Genomic DNA, 18,226 nt, shown 5'->3' with positions numbered 1-18,226 from the left:
TTTTCTCTTGATTGGTTGATTATATTGTATCAATTGATGATTTGGATTGGTTTTGTGTACCTTACCAAAAATCCATGTGAATTTGAGAATTCACAGGAATTCCTAAAAGATACGCAGGAACAAATTTTCCAAGAGCATTCATTTCTTTAATGATATTACTTTTATTGAAACCATCTTTTAGTTTATCTGTATGACTTTCAATATTTGTGATGTGCCCATCTTTATTGATGAACAATGTTACTAACCGAAATTCATAATCATGTTCATTCTCTTTTTTACCTTTATAAACAAAATATTTTTTAAGAAAGTTGCGCACTACATAGTCATTTCCATTAAATTTTGGTTCACTCTCAGTTACACGGTAATACTTAGATACGTCTATTACTTTTGATTGTTCTTCTCTGGTTGAACTTTTATAAATTTCAAAAGCTTTTCTTTTGGTTTTTTTATAAATATCATCTCCATATTTTGATCGAATTAAACGATTCATTTCGTCTTTATAACATTGATGATAATCCTCTGAGAATAATTCCATGAAAATGGAATGTTTTGAATATATGTACGTTTGAAAAAAACTCTCAAATTCTCTACCAGTACTAAATTCAATCTCCACATAATCATAATACCCTAATACTTTTCCGTTCTTAAAATCAATAGTAGCTTTTGTTACATTTTCAGCACATTCCTTTTCGGAATCTGTTTGAGAAATTGCTTGTAAACTGATTAGAATTGTTAGTACAAAAAAGAGGTGTTTCATAGTATGTTTTAGGTATTATATGCTGCGTGTTCGTGTATGACTAGTTAGTGTTCAGTTTTATATAATTTAGGTTCGGTTATTCCTTTTTTTATATATCCTTCTTTATTCATTAAGAAATGCATTTTTGACATGTCGTTTAAATATATTTCAAGTGGTTCAAGTCCAATAGATTTTCGTCTTTCGTTGATTGTTATGCTATCGGCTAATTTTTTAGGATACGCTTGTCCTGTGTGCATGTTATAAGTTACTTGCGTTCCATAAACTTGCGCTTGCCCTGTATTGAGCTTAACGCGATCAACAAGCAATCCATAATTACTTGCGTCAGCATTCCCTTTGTTTACTTCAATTTTCATTTTTTCGAGAACTTCTTTTTGAAAGTCAGGATTGTGATCTGAATGTTGAACCATTAACCAAAAATTCATAGAACCTTCATCTCCTGCCAAGTCTATTCCGACAAATCCGTTTTCTTTAAAGATTTTTGAAAGTCTTTTTTGATGCGTTGTATAAACGCTGTCTTTGAAAGAATTCCATGCATCTTTGGATAGTTTCTTGTATTCGCCTTGCGGAATGTATGCTGCTATTTGATCAATTTCAGCCATTTTTTTGAGTTCATCCGCTAAACCTTGATTGAATTCTACTTTTTCCTCAATCACTTTTTTGTCCGCATCTTTTTGCTTGCAGCCAATTATTAATATTCCGATGAATACTATTCTATAAATTTTATTCATTTTGCGATTTTTTTTTAGCTTGAAAGGAACGTATCTATCATAGAAATTCCTTTGAATTCTCCCGATCATGAGTTCTTGTTAAAACTATAAGAATCTTAATTAGAATCAAAATTCTTCATGAAAGTTTCTAGTATCCTTATGAAAAAAGATCGCTTAGTTTTTATGTGTACTGATAATACGCGTCATTTTCCAAGTTCCATTGTCGTTTTTCCAGATGGTAACAAATTTACTCGGAATCGATTTCGCTGTCGGTTCTTCGTTGTTGAAAAATTTGTGTTCGCCCATTTGTACCGCGCCATATCCTGGAATTGGATAGACTTCAGTAGTTCCATCAATAAGTGTTCGCGTGACTTTTCCGCAGATATTGTTTTTCATCGCTTCTAAAATTTGTGTTTTGGAGGTTGCCAAACCGCCTTTGTCATGGAAAAATTCTAGGTCTTCCGAAATCAATTCGTCTTGTGTTTTTAAATCGCAGGTATTGTATGCGTCAAAAAAACGTTTGTCTAAGGCTACAATGGTGTTGTATAATTCTTGATCTACAGGAACGTAGGTTTCTTTGGCAATTATAGTTCGCTCCGATTTTGCTTTGATAGATATACAAGAAGTGGTAAAGATTCCTAAAGCAAGTAATAATAGTACTTTTGATTTCATTTGATGTTTTTTGATTGATTGATATCTAATAGACAGTGATTTTTGGGATTTGTTACACTTCGACGAGCTTGTCTTGAATAGTATTGAATACTATTGAAATCAAAAAAAGTCTTGAGCTAAATCAAAGGATTCAACTCAAGACATGTACTAATTAAAATAAAAGGTCTTTCGTTAGGAAGTCTATCTCAACTGTGCTCAATAAAACATTTGTACTAAATTTATTTTTACTTCCTATAAGTCATTAGGTTTTAGTTTATCAATAATTTCTGTGCTCACCCAATACACATTTGATGACTCATCTTCGTTGGATCTATTAAAAAACAAATATTTGCCATCTGGAGTAATACTCGGGCAAGATTCGTTAAAATTAGAATTTACTTTATTTCCAAGCGGAATTGGTTTTGTCCATGTCCCGTCTTTTTTCTTAAAGCAGACATAAATATCATGGTCTTCATTTTCTTTGTTTCGAGCATATACCAGCAAATACTCTTGAGATGGGGAAACAAATCCGTGATGACCAAATTCAAGTTCAACTTCCTGTACCTCGGGAAATTCACCGTTTTTGTTTGGTGCATAATACATTTTCGCTTTTGAAATACTTGTATAAAAAAGATCTCCGTTTTTAGCTTGATTAATATAAAAAACTATGTCATCATTAATAGGTGAATCAAGTTGTATTGCATCACTCCAGGAATTCTCTAAACGGTTTACGTACCAAATTTTCTCATCCGAAAAAATAGAATCAAAAGCTGTGAAGTAAATCCTTTTGTTATTAAGACTAACGGATGGATATAACTCCTCATTTTTTTTCCCATTGGTAAAGTTTGCTCTTTTAACGGGAGTCCATTTATTACCTTTAAGTTTTGAGAAATAGATAGATGATGCTTCTTCATCTTTTTCATGAGCTGAAAAATATATTTCATCTAAATCAGGAGAAAACGAAATAGTCGATGCATTCCTTCCACTGATTGAAACAATACTAGGCGCAAAAATCTCTGGAATTAAGCCTGGCGGTTTTTGTCCAAAATATAGTTCTTTTAAAATTGAGGAATCATTGTCTTTTGCTTTCTCATTTTTTGTATTGCAAGCATTTAAAACCATTGCAAATACAACTATTAAAAATATGAAATTGTTATTTCTCATTGTACAAAGTATTATATGGATCTCTTTTTATTAATAAAACATAATTCAAAAGGGTTACTAATCTTGTAAAAGATAGCTATTCTTTTTTATAACTACTAAGAGTTACTTGCGCCAACATATTTTAATAATGCTCGATTTGACATTTTCGTTAAGTTAATAATTATCAAATTTTTTGTTAGTCTGGCATTCGGTCTCGTTGTCCTTTTTTACGATTGAATTTGTACACGAATGTTACCGATATTCTTCTTCCAACACGTCTTGATTGTGACGCTAAACGGAAATTTTCACCTGTAATTACCCGATCTTGAATTCTGGAATCAAATATATTTCTGACATTTAATGTAATGGCTCCTTTGTCATTAAAGAGATCTTTACTGATTCCGAAATCTGCAAAGTATTGCGCTTTTTGAAGTACTTGTGCTTGTTGATTTTTTCCTTGATAATTAAAACTCATCTGTGTAGAAAGTCCTTTAGAAAAACGCATTCTCGAATTGATTCTCGTAAACCATGTTTTGTTTTTTGCATCAAAGTTGTCACCTAAATAATCTCCTTTTTGATCGAATTGATAGTAATTAAATTCACCCGATAATCGCAACCATTTGAACGGATTGTAGGTTGTAGATAGTTCAAACCCGATACGATCTTCCGTATCTAAGTTTACAGGAATTGTTCTAAAATTTCCATCAGCTGTTTGAGACGTAACAAAGTTGAAAAAGTCAGTAGTGTGTTGGTAATAGAGTGATGGATTTATGGAAAATTTCCCCCAACGTTTTAAAAAAGCTGCTTCAAACGAATTGGTATACATCGGATTCAAATCAGGGTTTCCAGCAAATATATTTCTGAAATCCGTCAGTCCACCAAAAGGATTCAATTGCCAAAATCTAGGTCTGTTTATTCTTCTACTATAACTCAGTTGCACATCTGTTTGTTCTGCTAGTTTATATGACAAATGTACTGTTGGGAAAAGGTTGGTGTATTTTTTAGTGTCGTTGAATAATTGCTTTTCATCATCAATTCCAATATCCGAATGCTCAACACGCAATCCCAATAAGTAATTAAATTTCCCAATTTTGTCTCCATATTGCGCATACACACCATAAATTCGTTCGTTATAATCCAATTCATTGTCTAAATCAGGAATTAATTGATCGTCAATATGTACCATATAATCACTGGTGATTCTTCTGATTTCTCCTCTAAATCCTGTTTCTAAACGTGCTGTTTTGGTTAAAGGCGATACAAAGTTTGCTTGAAACAGAAAGTCTTTACTACTTTCTACATCATCACTTCGAATTGTTGTAAACGTAGTTTCCGCTGGAAATGTTTTTTGTTGGCGAATGCTTTCTTGTTCGTCATCATTCCAAAAATCATATTGCACGTCCATTTCTAGCTTCTGCCCTTCTTTTTCAAAGGTTTTTACATAATTCATTTCCAACCGATTGAAATTTTGCGGCTCTTTATAATTTTCAACACGCGAAATTGTACTATCAAGCGTTCCTAAAGCATCAAAATATGAATAGTTCAATCTAGTTTCATCCGTGTTTTTTAAAGCAGTATGATAAAAACTGGTGGTCAATGTATTTTTATCATTGATATAATAGTCACCACCAAAAAAGATATTGTGTGCATTATCATTTCTATCTTGATCGTTATTTTGCAATAAATTTATTTCAACGCCATTATTCGTCACCGTTTGTTGAATGTCTTCAGCACCTTCATAGTTAGAGTTTCGGTATCCAACATTTGTAAATAGATTTATTTTATCTGTTTTATACGTAAGGTTTACATTCGTGCGAAAATCTCGCGGAGTTCCTGCACCAAGTTGTACCGAACCGCTAAATCCTCCTTTTTTGTTCTTTTTTAGAATGATATTTATAATTCCCGCAGTTCCTTGTGCTTCATAACGCGCAGAAGGATTTGTAATGACTTCAACTTTAGAAATGTTTTCCGCTGGAATTTGATCCAATCCATTATTTGCAACCAATGCCGAAGGTTTTCCGTTGATTAATATCCGTACGTTTCCGTTTCCTCTTAGGCTAATTCCTCCGCCAGCATCTACACTCACGGAAGGTACATTGTCCAAAATATCATTGATAGAACCACCTTGAGAAATCAAATCTTTCCCTACGTTGAATACTTTTTTATCGAGTTTTAATTCTACCGTCGTTCGTTCGGCAACAATTTCTACTTCGTTTAAATATTGTGCATCTTCTTCTAAGTTTATGGTTCCTAAGTTGAGATTTTTCGCAATAGAAATATCTTTTAATTCGTGTGCTTTAAAAGAAATAAATTCAATTTTAATGGCATACACACCTTTTCCTATTGCTAAAGCAAAATTTCCTTTTCCATCTGTAATTCCACCTTCAAGCGTTGTATTGTTTTTGGCATCAAAAATGGTAATTGTAGCATATTCCAACGGTTGCTGTGTCGTTTTATCGACTACTTTTCCAGTAATCGCATATTCGTTATTTTGTTGTGCATGTGCAATTAGACAAGCTAAGTACACAAATAGAATGACTATTTTTTTCATGTTCGTTTTCTTTTATGAATGATTGATGCCACAAAGATGTTGTTAAAACAAACGCTGTTTTTTATTATAGCCAAACACGGTTATAAAGTCGTCAAACACCTCATATTTAACCGCATACCAGTTTTGTCTACTTTTTCATAGTGTTTAGGTGTTTTTTTGCGCTATTCATCTATCTATGTTTTTTACAATAGTGTAATGCGTACTTTTATAAATATTATTAGATTTGAAACCTTAGTTATGGGAATTATTAAGAATTTTATCGAATACATAAAGAATAGACGTTTGCTAAAACACATTGTTTTTTGGCTATGCTTATATTTATTTTTAATTTTTTCTGATGGAACGCAAGATCCTTTGTGGGTCATTGCTGTTGCGAGAATTGCACATGTAATTCCTCAGATTATCATTTCATATTTCTTAGCATATTGGGTCATTCCAAAGTTTTTATTTACAAAAAAATACATCACATTTGTAATTGCAGTACTTGCAAGCACCTATATAATTTGCGCCTTTTCACGAATTTTAATGGTGCATGTTGCTGAACCTATATTTAGAATAGCTCCATTTGATCAAGAACCTATTATTGAGATTTTAACCGATTGGAAGAAACTCGTAAGAGGGTATTTTTTCACCATTTATTCGGTTGTTTCTTTATTCTTATTGACGAAAATGTCTTTAGAACGCGTACGAGAACAATCGCTGAATAAAGAAAAAATATCAACAGAATTGAAGATGCTCAAAGCACAATTGAATCCACATTTTTTATTCAACACCTTAAATAATATCTATTCATTGTCGATTATAAACTCTCCCAAAACCTCAGAATCTATTGGGAAATTGTCTGAAATATTAGATTATGTTTTATATCGATGCGATCAAAAATATGTGCCCTTATCGGGAGAAATTACGTTGCTAGAAAATTATATTGCGCTCGAAAAATTACGCTACGACGAACGTTTGGAAGTTTCGTTTACACATCGTGTAGAAGCAAACGCTAAAATTGCGCCGTTAATTTTGTTGTCTATTGTTGAAAATGCTTTTAAACATGGCGCTGGAGAAGATTCTGGAAGTCCAAAAATCACGATTAACCTTACGCAAAAAGAAAATGTAATATCTTTTACGGTGTTTAACACCACAGCGATTCAGCAACAACAAACTTCTAAAAACACGATTGGTTTGGAAAATATTCATAAACAATTAGCATTGGTATATCCTACTTCACATACAATTAATATTGATCAGCAAGAAAGTTCTTTTGAAGTGACTATTACTCTAAATACAACATCATGAAGGTAAAATGCTTAGTAGTCGATGATGAACCTTTAGCAATTAAATTGTTAGAGAATCATATTTCTAAAATTGCTTCTTTTGAAGTTGTTGCAACCTGCAATAATGCAATGAAAGCATTGGAAATATTGAACACACAACAGATAGATTTGTTGTTTCTAGATATTAAAATGCCAACAATGACAGGAATCGATTTTTTAAAGTCGTTACGCAATCCGCCAAAAACTATTTTCACCACAGCATACCGAGAATATGCGTTGGAAAGTTATGATTTAGATGTGGCAGATTACCTTTTAAAACCGATTACTTTTGATCGCTTTTTCCGAGCTGTCGAACGTTATTTTAGAGAAATCAAACCTGTGCAAACTTCAATTTCTGCCCCTCAAACAGCAACAGAAACCATCATTCAGATCAAATCTGGGACAAAGTATCATAAGATTGCTGTTTCGGATATTAATTACATCGAAAGTTTAAAAGATTATGTAAAGATTCATACGTCTTCAAAGAGTATTGTATCCAAACAAAAAATTAGTGATTTAGAAACAGAATTGGCAACGCATTCTTTCTTACGCGTACACAGATCGTATTTAATAAATAGTAAAAAAGTAACCGCTTTTACAACACACGATATTGAATTAAACGACACAGAAATTCCTATTGGCGCAAGTTATAAAGAGTATGTATTGGCGATATTGAGGGAGTAGTTATCGTACTAATTTTACTTTCAAAAAAATTTAAGAATAGTTTCCCGCACCAAACCTGGCATTTCCAATGGAATCATGTGACCACAATTTTTTAATACTGTCATCGTCGCTTTCGCGAGATGTTGCTGTGTGTTTTTTACAGCTTCTATATTGACCAAAGCATCTTCTTTGGCAGCAATAATGTGAATTTGAGTTTGAATATTTTTTAACTCGCGGGTTACATCAACGCGTTGTGAAGTCGCTGTAAGTTGGCGGATTAAAACTTCTTTTCCCAATTTCGAATCCATGTCTTTTATCACTTGAATCAACTCGGTATTTTGATGGTTTTTTGGGTGGAGAAATTGCAACGCACGCGTATTCGAAATTCCTTTGTAGTGATGTTTTTCCAGAAAGTCAATAGTATTTTTTCGCAATTGTAATTCTTTGGCGTCCAAACCATTTGCAGAAGCTGCAATCACAATCATTTTTTGAATTCGATTCGGATGTGATACCGCAAAATGTATCGCTGCATACGCGCCCATAGAAAAGGCAACTACCTGTGCTTTTTCTTCCAAACTTTCGTTTAGTAAAGCATCTATTTCAACAAAAGAAGTTGCCGAAGTTGTGTCTATAAAAATACATTCGTACTGCGTTAATTCGGCACAAACAAAATCCCACAATTGTGACGTACACATCGTTCCTGAAAGGAAATAGAGTTTTTGTTTCATATTCCATCTTGCATTTTTTTCTTGTTCTCGACTGCGCTCGAACTGACAGATAAGAAAACAAAGTAATCATTTCGCCTAAGACGACAACCAATTAAATAATTAGTCGAAAATCCCTAAACTTATAAACCTTTCAACTCATAAACTTCAAAGAAAACTACTCTACCACCAAACTCATGGTATCTTTTCCACCGTTTCCAGAAATTTCAATACTATACGTTCCTTTAGGCACATAATACGAACCGTTTTTCTTTTTTGGAATGGAAGCATCTTCTTCTTTTTTCAGGTATTTTTTGCGTCCTTTTTCAGTAATACTCAAATCGTACGTCCACGTGTTGAATCCCGCGTCAGCGTCAACTTTATATTCGTTTAGTACAACTTCATTCGCAGCCAATACTTTTATCGTAAATGTCCCTGCATTTTTCGCATGAAAATAAATGTCTTTCTTTGGTACATTTGGCGTTAACCATTTGCTCCATGTAGATCCCCAAAATGTTCTGTGGCGTACACTTTTAGCAGGGAAAATATAAACGGTTTTATTTTTAATGGTTTCGTCTACTTTTTGTAAAACCTCAATGTTTGCTTTGTAAATAGAACGTCCGTGTGTTCCTAATAATAGATCTTTTGCTTGTTTTTGCACCACAATATCATGAACCGCCACGTTTGGCAATCCGTTCTGGAAAGGTTGCCACGATGTTCCCATATCGAGTGAAGCATACGCGCCATTATCTGTTCCGAGGTATAATACATTTTCGTTTTCAGGATCTTCTTTGATGACATTTACTGGCGAATCTGGAATGGAGTTTCCAATGTTTTTCCAGGTTTGTCCGTAATTATCTGACATGTACACATACGTTGTAAAATCGTCCCAACGATATCCGTTTAATGTTAGATACACACGTTCTTTTTTGTGTGCAGAAGCAATCACGCGTGATACCCATAAATCTTTAGGCAATCCGGCAGAAATATTTTGCCAATCGCCACCACCATTTTTAGTTACGTGAATCAATCCATCATCACTTCCTGCATATAGTAATCCAAATTGAAAAGGCGATTCAGAAATACTCGTCAACGTTCCGTAGGCAACATTTCCTTTTTTTCCACCTTGCGTTAAATCGTCAGAAATCGTTGTCCAATCGTCACCTTTATTAAGCGATCTGTGCAATTTGTTTCCACCTAAGTATAAAATATCTTGATTGTGAACAGACAGATGAATTGGTGTTTGCCAGTTAAACCTGTATGGCGATTCTCCTAGTTCATGTTTTGGTTGAATGTATTTTTGCAGCCCATTTTCACGATCAATTCTAAAGTAATTTCCAAATTGATATCCTGTGTACACAATGTTCGGATTGCGATTGTCTATCTGAACTTGCATTCCGTCACCGCCCATAATGCGCTCGTACGGATATTTTCCTTCTTCATGCCATTTTACGGAAGCTTCATAGTCATTTGGACCAACCCAAACACCATTATCTTGCAATCCGCCATATACTTTGTACGGTTTTTGCTCGTCTGCATAAATTGCGTAAAATTGTCCAACCGCAGGCGTATTACACTTGATCCAATTGTCGCCATTGTCATACGAAATATTTACGCCGCCATCATTTCCGTTGATTAAATGGTTTGGATTGTTTGGATTTACCCAAAGCGAATGATGATCAACATGCACGTTTTGTCCGTTGATTGATTTGTATGTTTTTCCACCATCTTGCGAACGCAAAATTGGTACACCTGCAATGTAAATTTGTTCTGGATTTTTTGGGCTTACGCGAATCAACCCGAAGTAATATCCATACGAATATACCAAATCGTCTAAGTAACCTTCGTGTGTTTTCTTCCACGATTTTCCACCATCAATTGTCTTGAAAACTTGCGCACCGATTACTGGCGTATCAAACAATAATGAGTTTGCGTTTTCTAAATATTTTGCCAAATCAATTGGTTTAATCGTTTTGCTTCTTACCAATTGTTTTACATTTTCAGCTCTGTATTTCTCTTGAAAACCATTCGTTTTTAAGTAGGTGTTGAGTTCTTTATCTGTTAAGCTTAAAAATTTCTCCGAAGACATCGTTTTAAAATCATCTTTTGTCAACGCTTTGGAATCACTATCTTTTTTCTTTTTGTCTTCTCTTCTGAATTGACTGTCATGAAACGCATATACAGTTTCTGCATCGTAGACTGCTAAACCAATACGTCCAACGCCATCACCTTCTGGAAATCCAGTTTTTTCACTTACTTTCTTCCAAGTTTGTCCTGCGTCTGTACTTTTGTAGATTGCTGAATTGATACCGTTTCCAACAAAATTCCACGCTTTACGATCGCGTTCCCATGAAGATGCATATTGCACCTTGAAATTGTTTGGCGCTACGGCTAAATCTACAATTCCTGTGTCTGCATTTACAAATAGTGTTTTGTTCCATGTTTTTCCACCGTCGGTTGTTTTGAAGATTCCACGTTCTGCATTTGGCGAATATAAATGCCCTAAAACTGCGACTACAACTTCGTTTCCGTTGTTCGGGTTGATTACAATTCTACTGATATGATGAGAATCGAGCAATCCCATGTTTTCCCAATGCTGGCCGTTATCGGTACTTTTTAAGATTCCAATTCCTGCATACGAAGAACGCGAAGAGTTGTTTTCTCCTGTTCCTACCCAAATTGTTTTTGACTTCCAATCGACAGCAATATCACCAATGTTTTGTGTTGGCGAACTGTCTAAAACTGGTTCAAACGTAGTTCCGTTGTTTTGTGTATACCACAATCCACCAGAAGCGTATGCCACGTAAAATTCGGTTGTATTGTTTGGATTTACATCTAAATCGACCACACGACCACTCATTATTGTAGGTCCAATGTTGGTGAATTCAATATTTTTTACGGTTGAATTTTGTGTGAGTGTCGCCTTTTGTTGCAATGCTTCTTGCACTTTTGCTGCCGAAGTAGGGTTTGTTTGCGCAATACTAAATTGCAAAAAGAAAATAGATAATACGGAGAGTAAGATTTTAGGTTTCATGGTTGGCTTGGTTTAATGTTGGAAATTACTGAATGTTGCATACTTGACAAAATTTTGGTTGCTTTTTTAACAATAGTCGTGTTGAAGTTTAGTTTTTAGTGTTAGTAAAGAGGATATAAAGCAAATTCACACTAATTAAAATGTTAATTATGGCTTTACCGTAAACGGTTAAGAATTAATTTTTATACTTTCTTTTTTAATCAAAATCTTAAATCATGAAAAAAAAGAATCTTACCGCATTGAAACTCAACAAAAAGTTAATTTCTGACCTAAAGAACAATGAACTCGCAGGTGGAACAGGAAACATTACAGATGTTTTTGATTGTCCTTCTATACTTGTGAAACCACATTGTTTTTCACGTCCTTCAGATTATTCATTTTGTAATTGCCCTTCAGCAATATGCTAACCTACGCATGTAAACGATAATAAGCTGTCTTAAAAGTTTTGAAACTGAATTCACTTTTGTGAAAGTTATACTTTTAAGACAGTTTCTTTTTTTTCTTCAATTAGTGCTTTTATGCTAATCCCTGGGCTAGCGCAAGTTTGCAACCTGTGCCGTTACTAAATGTTTTTTAGCTTGTTTGTCAGCACGAGTTGCAAAACTCGCTATAGTGATTTGCAGAAACTTCAATCGTTAATTCTAACACGGACAATTACTCTTTTCAATATGTTTACCAATTTCCTTTTTCACAGAATAACTGTGTTATTTTTAGTATATTTCAATCTAATAACTATAAAATTTAAAATCATGGGATTACTTTATGCATTATTAGTTGGAGCGGCTGCGGGTTGGCTAGGTGGATATTTAATGAAAGGTGGTGGTTTTGGAATACTTGTTAATATCATCATCGGTATTATTGGTGGTATGTTAGGCAATTGGGCTTTAGGTGCTTTAGGAATTAGTATAGGCACTGGCATTTTGAGTGATATAGCTACGGGTGCTATAGGTGCAGTCATTATTTTATTTATAGCTGGATTACTTAAAAAGTAGTTTTACTATTTCTTTAGAAAATATAATAAGGTGCTCGAAATAAGTATCTTTTTAAACTTGTTATTTTATTCTTTCCTTTCGAAAAATATAAATTATTGATTGATGAATGTGTCTACTGCAAATTTTGAATTGTATTTGAAAACCATCATTCAAGATGCTTCTTTGGATGCTGAGATTCCAGCAATTTTGGAAACCTTCAAGCATAAGCATGTTAAGAAGAATACACTTTTTGTAGAAGAAGGCAAAATTTGCGACTATTTCTGCTTTATCGATAGCGGCATTTTACAACATAACATTCTAGTATTGGGTGAAGAAAAAACAACCTATCTCGCCTTGAAAAATTCCGCCACAGCGGCATTAAAAAGTTTTATGTATCAAATTTCATCACGGAAAAATATCAAAGCAATTAGCGATTGTGATTTGTTTGTAATCGATCAAAAAAACTTTAAAAATTTACTTTCCACCAACAAAGCATTCCATCAGTTTTATTACAATCTGATTGAAAACCAAATTTACCATATTGACGATTATCGCATTGATTTGCTCACCTTAACGCCCGAAGAACGCTATAAAAAACTCCTCGCTAACGAACCAAAATTATTGAAAGAAGTGCCACTGCATTATTTGGCTTCTTTTTTAGGAATTTCAACGCGACATATCAGTCGGATTCGGAAGAATGTGATTTAGTATGTTGGTATGTTGGTATGTTGGTATGTTGGTATGTTGGAAAATATTTTCAAATTGACACATTTTCAAACCAATTTATTATTACATCAAAAAATAACGCCAAATGGCTAGTTGATTCTTTTTTTGTTTGATTATTTTTGAGGGAAATCAATTAAAATTACAGACATGAAATACCAACCAATAGATCGCGAACTGTTTATAAAGAATAGAAAGAATTTTATGGCGCAGATGAAACCTAGCAGTTTGGCGGTGTTTAATTCGAATGATATTTACCCAATTAGTGCCGATAGCACGATGCCTTTTGAGCAACATAGAGATATTTTTTACCTCAGCGGCGTGGATCAGGAAGAAAGTATTTTAGTATTGTTTCCCGATTGCCCAAAAGAGAAACACCGCGAGATTTTATTCTTGAAAGAAACCAACGAACACATTGCAGTTTGGGAAGGTGAAAAGCTAACGAAAGAAGCTGCGCTTAAAACTTCAGGAATAAAAACTGTGTATTGGTTGCAAGACATGGAGAAAATCATGTTTGAGATTATGACGCAATGCGATACAGTTTATATTAATACCAACGAACATTACCGTGCAAATGTAGAAACAGAAACCCGCGAAGATCGTTTTACAAAGTGGTTAACAGCCAAATATCCTGCGCATAGTGTTGCAAAGAGCAATCCTATTTTACAACGTTTACGCTCTGTAAAAGACAAAACAGAATTAGATTTAATACAACACGCCTGTGATATTACTGAAAAAGGCTTCCGCCGAATTTTAGGTTTTGTTCAACCTGGTGTTTTTGAATATGAGATTGAAGCTGAGTTTATTCATGAGTTTTTACGAAATCGTTCTAAAGGATTCGCGTATACGCCCATTGTAGCTTCGGGAAGTAACGCAAATGTGTTGCATTATATTGAAAACAATCAAGAATGTAAACCTGGCGAATTAATTTTGCTCGATGTCGGTGCCGAATATGCCAATTATAAAAGTGATATGAGTCGCACGATTCCTGTTTCGGGAACATTTACACCACGTCAAAAAGAAGTATACAATGCGGTAAATCGTGTGAAGAATGAAGCGACAAAAATGCTGGTTCCAGGAACGATTTGGGCAGATTATCATGTTGAAGTTGGAAAATTAATGACTTCAGAATTGTTAGGACTGAAATTGATTGATAAAGCCGATGTACAAAACGAAGATCCAGATTGGCCAGCGTATAAAAAGTATTTCATGCACGGAACCTCTCACCACATGGGACTCGACACACATGATTACGGAATTTTGACAGAACCAATGCAAGCGAATATGGTATTTACGGTGGAACCGGGAATTTACATTCCAGCAGAAGGTTTTGGAATTCGTTTGGAAGATGATGTTGTGATTCAAGAAAGTGGCGAACCGTTTAACTTGATGCGCAATATTCCTATTGAAGCAGACGAGATTGAAGAGTTGATGAATTAGACATTAGCTTTTTGCCTTTAGCTTCTAGCTATTGGTTTTTATTTGTTTATTACGAAACGTCCGTTCGAGTGTTTTATCGGAATGAAGTGACGATAAAATGTATCGAGAACTAATTGATGAATTAGATTATCAGCTATTAGCTTTTGGCTTTTAGCTGTTGGTTTTTTAAGTGAAAACTGAACTCATGAAAGAAAAGAAAATAGAATACACGGCTGATGATATTCAAGCATTAGAAGGAAGAGCGCATGTGCGTTTGCGTCCACAGATGTATTTTGAGAAAGTGTATGCAGAAAAATCGTTGGATAGACTTCCGTTAGAAGTTGCGTGTCATGCCTTTGATGAAGTAATGGACAAAAACTGTAGTTATATAAAAATTACATTGTTTTCAGATTATTTCTCATTGGAATATGATGCTGGAATGTCTCTAAAAGCTATTCACCGAAATGATACTATGACACATGCCGAAATGATCATGACTACCATAGCTGCATGTAGAAACTACAAAAAGCATTTATCCGTTGGTGATGAATTCTGCGAATTGGGAATTACGGCTATTAATGCCGCTTCCGAATGGTGCAAACTACTTACCTATTCAAACGGTCAGAAAGGTGAATTTCTCTTTAAAGAAGGAAAAACAGAAACGCGATCTATCACGAAAAGTGATGAAAACAAAAATTACACAAAACTTACCGTAAAACCTGATGCGACCATTTTTCCAAACTTAACCATCAATCCAGAAACATTGCAACAAAAGATTGATGTAATTCGCGAAAAGCTTCACGGATTTAACATTCAACTTCATATTAAAAGTTAATATCAGGAACAATTTTTTAAGAAATATTCAATATTCAGGAACTTTTCATTAGTATTGTACGTCACTTATTATAATGAATACCAATATTTATTACAATTAAACGAAGTTTACTTTTCCTTTTATGAAGAAAATACAACGCGCGAAGTTATTCACTATTTTACTACTAGGTTGGATGATTCCGTGCGTTTGCTTTTCGCAACAATATGTATTTAAAAATTTTGATACGCAACAAGGCTTGCCGAGTTCGGAAGTGTACAATTGTTTTCAGGATGCAAAAGGAAAGATTTGGTTTTTAACCGATAGTGGATTGTCCATGTACGATGGTTATTCGTTTCAGAATTTTTCCACCAAAGATGGACTGCTTGACAATACCTTGTTGAATTACTCGAAAGTTTCCGATAGTTTGGTTTGGATTTCTAGTCTCAACAATCAATTGGTAGCACTGAATACCAATGATGTTAGTTTTGAACCGTATAAGTTCAATCACAAAATTAAAGATGTATTATTAAAATCAAAATTACGGAATGCTAATTTCAATAGTTTTTCAGTCAAGCCAAACCATGAACTTTTTGCGAGTCTTACTTTATTTGGAAAGGTTCAAATTGATGCTAAAGGAATTACGAATGAAGTTTTAAACCCGATTTCTCTCAATGGCAGTTATACACATCACTATACCACACCAAAAGGTGAAATTAAAATGTATAAAGGAAAAATAAATGATACACTTTTGGTGAAGAATCATTCATACATCCGTATAAAGAGTGAAAAATCAACACGCTACAACTCTTTACGATTAAATAAGCAATTGACAATCATTAGTGATGACAACGAACTATTTTTATATAAAAACGGAGTGCTTTTTATCAAAAAAAACAGCGAAAATCAAGTTCTAAATATTGGCAAGTTTTACAACAATCAGTTTTGGGTAAGTTATATTGGTAATGGCGTGGATATTTTTGATGAAAATGGCGTATTGCAGGATCATTTTTTAGATCAAAAATCAGTGACATCCTTATTAATAGATCATAAACAATCGTTTTGGGCAACAACACTAAATTCAGGCGTTTATTATTGTAAAAATCCTGCGCTTACTTTTTATGAAATTAGCGAGAGCAATCATGTGCATGACATGGTGCGCAAAAATGACACCTTGTTTTTATCGACGTATGATGGAATTATTTTTAAATATCATCAACAGCTATTTACGGTCATTCATAAAGCTTTCGAGAATCGTCCGATTGCAATTGCGATACACCGCAACACTAATGATCTTGTATTTAATAGTAGAGGAATTTATTCATTCAATGAAAAAAAATTGATTCTCAATTCTTATGCACGAGGGTTTTCCGATAGCGAAACGGATTCGTTGTATTCGTATGGCAGTATTCCGCTTGCGCATCAATATGTAGATGGAAAGATTACCACAAAGGAAATCATACAGTCCGATGTTTTAAAAACTCGCGTAACATTAGATATTCAACCGTATAAAGACAAACTGCTTTTTGCTACGAATAACGAACTTTTTTCGTCTCCAAAAGATAATATTGTGTTGTTTGAAGGTCGCGTGAATGATGTTGATCGGTTTCAAGATGATTTTGCCATTGCTACTTCTGAAAAAGGAGTGGTATTGTTTAAAGACGAACAACCTTTTTTGACTATTTCAACAGCAGATGGATTGTACAGCAATCAAATTTCGGAACTTTTAGTGGAGAATGATTCCGTTATTTGGGCGGGTTCTAATTTTGGTGTGAATCGAATTGAAATTGTAAATGATGCGATTGCCAATATTTCAGGCTTATCGCACACGGAAAATTTAGGCATTGAAGTAAACGATGTTGAAATTGTAAATGATACACTTTGGATTGCCACTAAAAAAGGGCTGTATTCACATCCAACGGCAAATATTAAATCGAAAACGAATGAAACGCCCCGTTTTTTCACGCTAGAAGAAATTTCGGTAAACGGTGAAAAAAGAGCAAAACAAGGGCTAACGCAGCTTTCACACAATGAAAACGCAATCTTTATTCGGTACAATTATATTTTGTTTGATAATATGAAAACTGTTGAATATCGCTATCAGTTTGAAGATGACGATTGGGTATATACTAAAAACAGAGAAATTCGTTTAAATAATGTTCCTGCCATTCATAAAAATTTCATCATTCAGGCACGTGAACTTTCAGGTATTTGGACAGATAGAAATCAATTAATCATTCCAATTCATATTACGCCCGCATTTTGGACAACTTGGTGGTTTAAATCGCTGTTGGTTGGTGCTTTTGGCGTATTAATTTATTTCTTCTTTAAGATTCGTGTATTCACGTATAATAAAGATATTATCAGAAGTTTATTAATGTCATTATTTAATAGAGTGAAAACTGAAAAGCTAGCAATTACGATTAAAAGCGACGGGAAACATATTAAATTATTTAGTTCGGATTTATTATACATTCAATCTTCAGGAAATTACATTGAAATCTTTACCAAAGAAAAATCTCATGTAACACGCGGAACTATTAAATCGTTTCAAAAAGAATTGCCCGATAAGATTAATTACTTACAAATTCATCGTTCGTATTTGGTTCGACTCGATAAAATCAACGCGCACAACTATACTTCTGTAACCATAAATGAGCTTTCGATTCCGATTGGAAAGACGTATCAAAAAGAAGTAAATAAAATACTACTTAAATAAGCGTCTTCCATTCGTCACTTTTTCACCTCCATTCGTCCCTTTGTATTATAAATATTGATATTACAA

The 18,226-nt window shown here is 34.0% G+C and carries 15 protein-coding genes; 8 read left to right on the top strand and 7 right to left on the bottom strand.

The genetic code is table 11. From position 1 onward, the window contains the following. Nucleotides 1-61: 61 nt before the first annotated feature. The 5 genes from H2O64_RS07060 to H2O64_RS07040 form a co-directional block, all read right to left on the bottom strand. Nucleotides 62-757, bottom strand: coding sequence for a hypothetical protein (locus H2O64_RS07060; RefSeq protein ID WP_187561463.1), 696 nt, complete (start codon nt 755-757; stop codon nt 62-64). Nucleotides 758-801: 44 nt separating this feature from the next. After that, entirely contained in the window at nt 802-1,485 is a 684-nt protein-coding gene (locus H2O64_RS07055; protein WP_187561462.1) for a DUF6624 domain-containing protein, read from the bottom strand. A gap of 153 nt (nt 1,486-1,638) precedes the next feature. After that, the gene (locus H2O64_RS07050; RefSeq protein WP_187561461.1) at nt 1,639-2,136 is read right to left on the bottom strand and encodes a nuclear transport factor 2 family protein; all 498 of its coding nucleotides are present in this window, start codon (nt 2,134-2,136) and stop codon (nt 1,639-1,641) included. A gap of 231 nt (nt 2,137-2,367) precedes the next feature. After that, nucleotides 2,368-3,279, bottom strand: a complete 912-nt coding sequence (locus H2O64_RS07045) for a hypothetical protein (RefSeq protein ID WP_215907135.1) — start codon at nt 3,277-3,279, stop codon at nt 2,368-2,370. 175 nt (nt 3,280-3,454) lie between these two features. Next, nucleotides 3,455-5,809: a TonB-dependent receptor domain-containing protein gene (locus H2O64_RS07040; protein WP_187561460.1), complete on the bottom strand. Its 2,355-nt coding sequence runs from the start codon at nt 5,807-5,809 to the stop codon at nt 3,455-3,457. Nucleotides 5,810-6,046: 237 nt separating this feature from the next. Here H2O64_RS07040 and H2O64_RS07035 point away from each other — a divergent pair, with 237 nt between their 5' ends. Together H2O64_RS07035 and H2O64_RS07030 are read left to right on the top strand one after the other, a co-directional pair. Next, nucleotides 6,047-7,099: a sensor histidine kinase gene (locus H2O64_RS07035; RefSeq protein WP_215907134.1), complete on the top strand. Its 1,053-nt coding sequence runs from the start codon at nt 6,047-6,049 to the stop codon at nt 7,097-7,099. After that, nucleotides 7,096-7,800, top strand: coding sequence for a LytR/AlgR family response regulator transcription factor (locus H2O64_RS07030; protein ID WP_187561459.1), 705 nt, complete (start codon nt 7,096-7,098; stop codon nt 7,798-7,800). The genes H2O64_RS07035 and H2O64_RS07030 overlap by 4 nt, the downstream gene beginning before the upstream one ends. Before the next feature lie 20 nt (nt 7,801-7,820). On the opposite strand, the gene H2O64_RS07025 is transcribed toward H2O64_RS07030, so the two are convergent. Together H2O64_RS07025 and H2O64_RS07020 are read right to left on the bottom strand one after the other, a co-directional pair. Then, entirely contained in the window at nt 7,821-8,507 is a 687-nt protein-coding gene (locus H2O64_RS07025) for an alpha/beta fold hydrolase (protein ID WP_187561458.1), read from the bottom strand. A 154-nt stretch (nt 8,508-8,661) separates the two neighbouring features. Next, complete coding sequence (locus H2O64_RS07020; protein WP_187561457.1) at nt 8,662-11,517, bottom strand: WD40/YVTN/BNR-like repeat-containing protein; 2,856 nt, start codon at nt 11,515-11,517, stop codon at nt 8,662-8,664. A gap of 215 nt (nt 11,518-11,732) precedes the next feature. On the opposite strand from H2O64_RS07020, the gene H2O64_RS07015 reads away from it, so the two are divergent. From H2O64_RS07015 to H2O64_RS06990, 6 genes are all read left to right on the top strand, one after another. Next, nucleotides 11,733-11,924 (top strand): hypothetical protein, encoded by a 192-nt coding sequence (locus tag H2O64_RS07015; RefSeq protein WP_187561456.1) that lies wholly within the window; start codon nt 11,733-11,735, stop codon nt 11,922-11,924. A gap of 342 nt (nt 11,925-12,266) precedes the next feature. Further along, nucleotides 12,267-12,509 carry a GlsB/YeaQ/YmgE family stress response membrane protein gene (locus H2O64_RS07010; RefSeq protein WP_187561455.1) on the top strand — a complete coding sequence of 81 codons (243 nt, stop codon included), beginning with the start codon at nt 12,267-12,269 and terminating at the stop codon, nt 12,507-12,509. 102 nt (nt 12,510-12,611) lie between these two features. Next, on the top strand, nt 12,612-13,196 hold the full coding sequence (locus H2O64_RS07005; protein ID WP_187561454.1) for a Crp/Fnr family transcriptional regulator: 585 nt from the start codon (nt 12,612-12,614) through the stop codon (nt 13,194-13,196). Nucleotides 13,197-13,361: 165 nt separating this feature from the next. Continuing rightward, nucleotides 13,362-14,651: an aminopeptidase P family protein gene (locus tag H2O64_RS07000; RefSeq protein ID WP_187561453.1), complete on the top strand. Its 1,290-nt coding sequence runs from the start codon at nt 13,362-13,364 to the stop codon at nt 14,649-14,651. Nucleotides 14,652-14,835: 184 nt separating this feature from the next. After that, nucleotides 14,836-15,465 carry a DNA topoisomerase IV subunit B family protein gene (locus H2O64_RS06995; RefSeq protein WP_187561452.1) on the top strand — a complete coding sequence of 210 codons (630 nt, stop codon included), beginning with the start codon at nt 14,836-14,838 and terminating at the stop codon, nt 15,463-15,465. A gap of 121 nt (nt 15,466-15,586) precedes the next feature. Continuing rightward, nucleotides 15,587-18,160, top strand: coding sequence for a ligand-binding sensor domain-containing protein (locus H2O64_RS06990; protein WP_187561451.1), 2,574 nt, complete (start codon nt 15,587-15,589; stop codon nt 18,158-18,160). Nucleotides 18,161-18,226 lie beyond the last annotated feature (66 nt).

The sequence above is a fragment of the Kordia aestuariivivens genome, from assembly GCF_014397005.1.
GTDB classification, from domain to species: Bacteria; Bacteroidota; Bacteroidia; order Flavobacteriales; family Flavobacteriaceae; genus Kordia; species Kordia aestuariivivens.
This window is presented reverse-complemented; position numbering and strand designations above follow the sequence as displayed.

Bases quoted from the DNA above. Each gene is read 5' to 3' on its own strand.
- H2O64_RS07060 (WP_187561463.1), bottom strand. From the start codon at position 757: ATGAAACACCTCTTTTTTGTACTAACAATTCTAATCAGTTTACAAGCA.
- H2O64_RS07055 (WP_187561462.1), bottom strand. From the start codon at position 1,485: ATGAATAAAATTTATAGAATAGTATTCATCGGAATATTAATAATTGGC.
- H2O64_RS07050 (WP_187561461.1), bottom strand. From the start codon at position 2,136: ATGAAATCAAAAGTACTATTATTACTTGCTTTAGGAATCTTTACCACT.
- H2O64_RS07045 (WP_215907135.1), bottom strand. From the start codon at position 3,279: ATGAGAAATAACAATTTCATATTTTTAATAGTTGTATTTGCAATGGTT.
- H2O64_RS07040 (WP_187561460.1), bottom strand. From the start codon at position 5,809: ATGAAAAAAATAGTCATTCTATTTGTGTACTTAGCTTGTCTAATTGCA.
- H2O64_RS07035 (WP_215907134.1), top strand. From the start codon at position 6,047: ATGGGAATTATTAAGAATTTTATCGAATACATAAAGAATAGACGTTTG.
- H2O64_RS07030 (WP_187561459.1), top strand. From the start codon at position 7,096: ATGAAGGTAAAATGCTTAGTAGTCGATGATGAACCTTTAGCAATTAAA.
- H2O64_RS07025 (WP_187561458.1), bottom strand. From the start codon at position 8,507: ATGAAACAAAAACTCTATTTCCTTTCAGGAACGATGTGTACGTCACAA.
- H2O64_RS07020 (WP_187561457.1), bottom strand. From the start codon at position 11,517: ATGAAACCTAAAATCTTACTCTCCGTATTATCTATTTTCTTTTTGCAA.
- H2O64_RS07015 (WP_187561456.1), top strand. From the start codon at position 11,733: ATGAAAAAAAAGAATCTTACCGCATTGAAACTCAACAAAAAGTTAATT.
- H2O64_RS07010 (WP_187561455.1), top strand. From the start codon at position 12,267: ATGGGATTACTTTATGCATTATTAGTTGGAGCGGCTGCGGGTTGGCTA.
- H2O64_RS07005 (WP_187561454.1), top strand. From the start codon at position 12,612: ATGAATGTGTCTACTGCAAATTTTGAATTGTATTTGAAAACCATCATT.
- H2O64_RS07000 (WP_187561453.1), top strand. From the start codon at position 13,362: ATGAAATACCAACCAATAGATCGCGAACTGTTTATAAAGAATAGAAAG.
- H2O64_RS06995 (WP_187561452.1), top strand. From the start codon at position 14,836: ATGAAAGAAAAGAAAATAGAATACACGGCTGATGATATTCAAGCATTA.
- H2O64_RS06990 (WP_187561451.1), top strand. From the start codon at position 15,587: ATGAAGAAAATACAACGCGCGAAGTTATTCACTATTTTACTACTAGGT.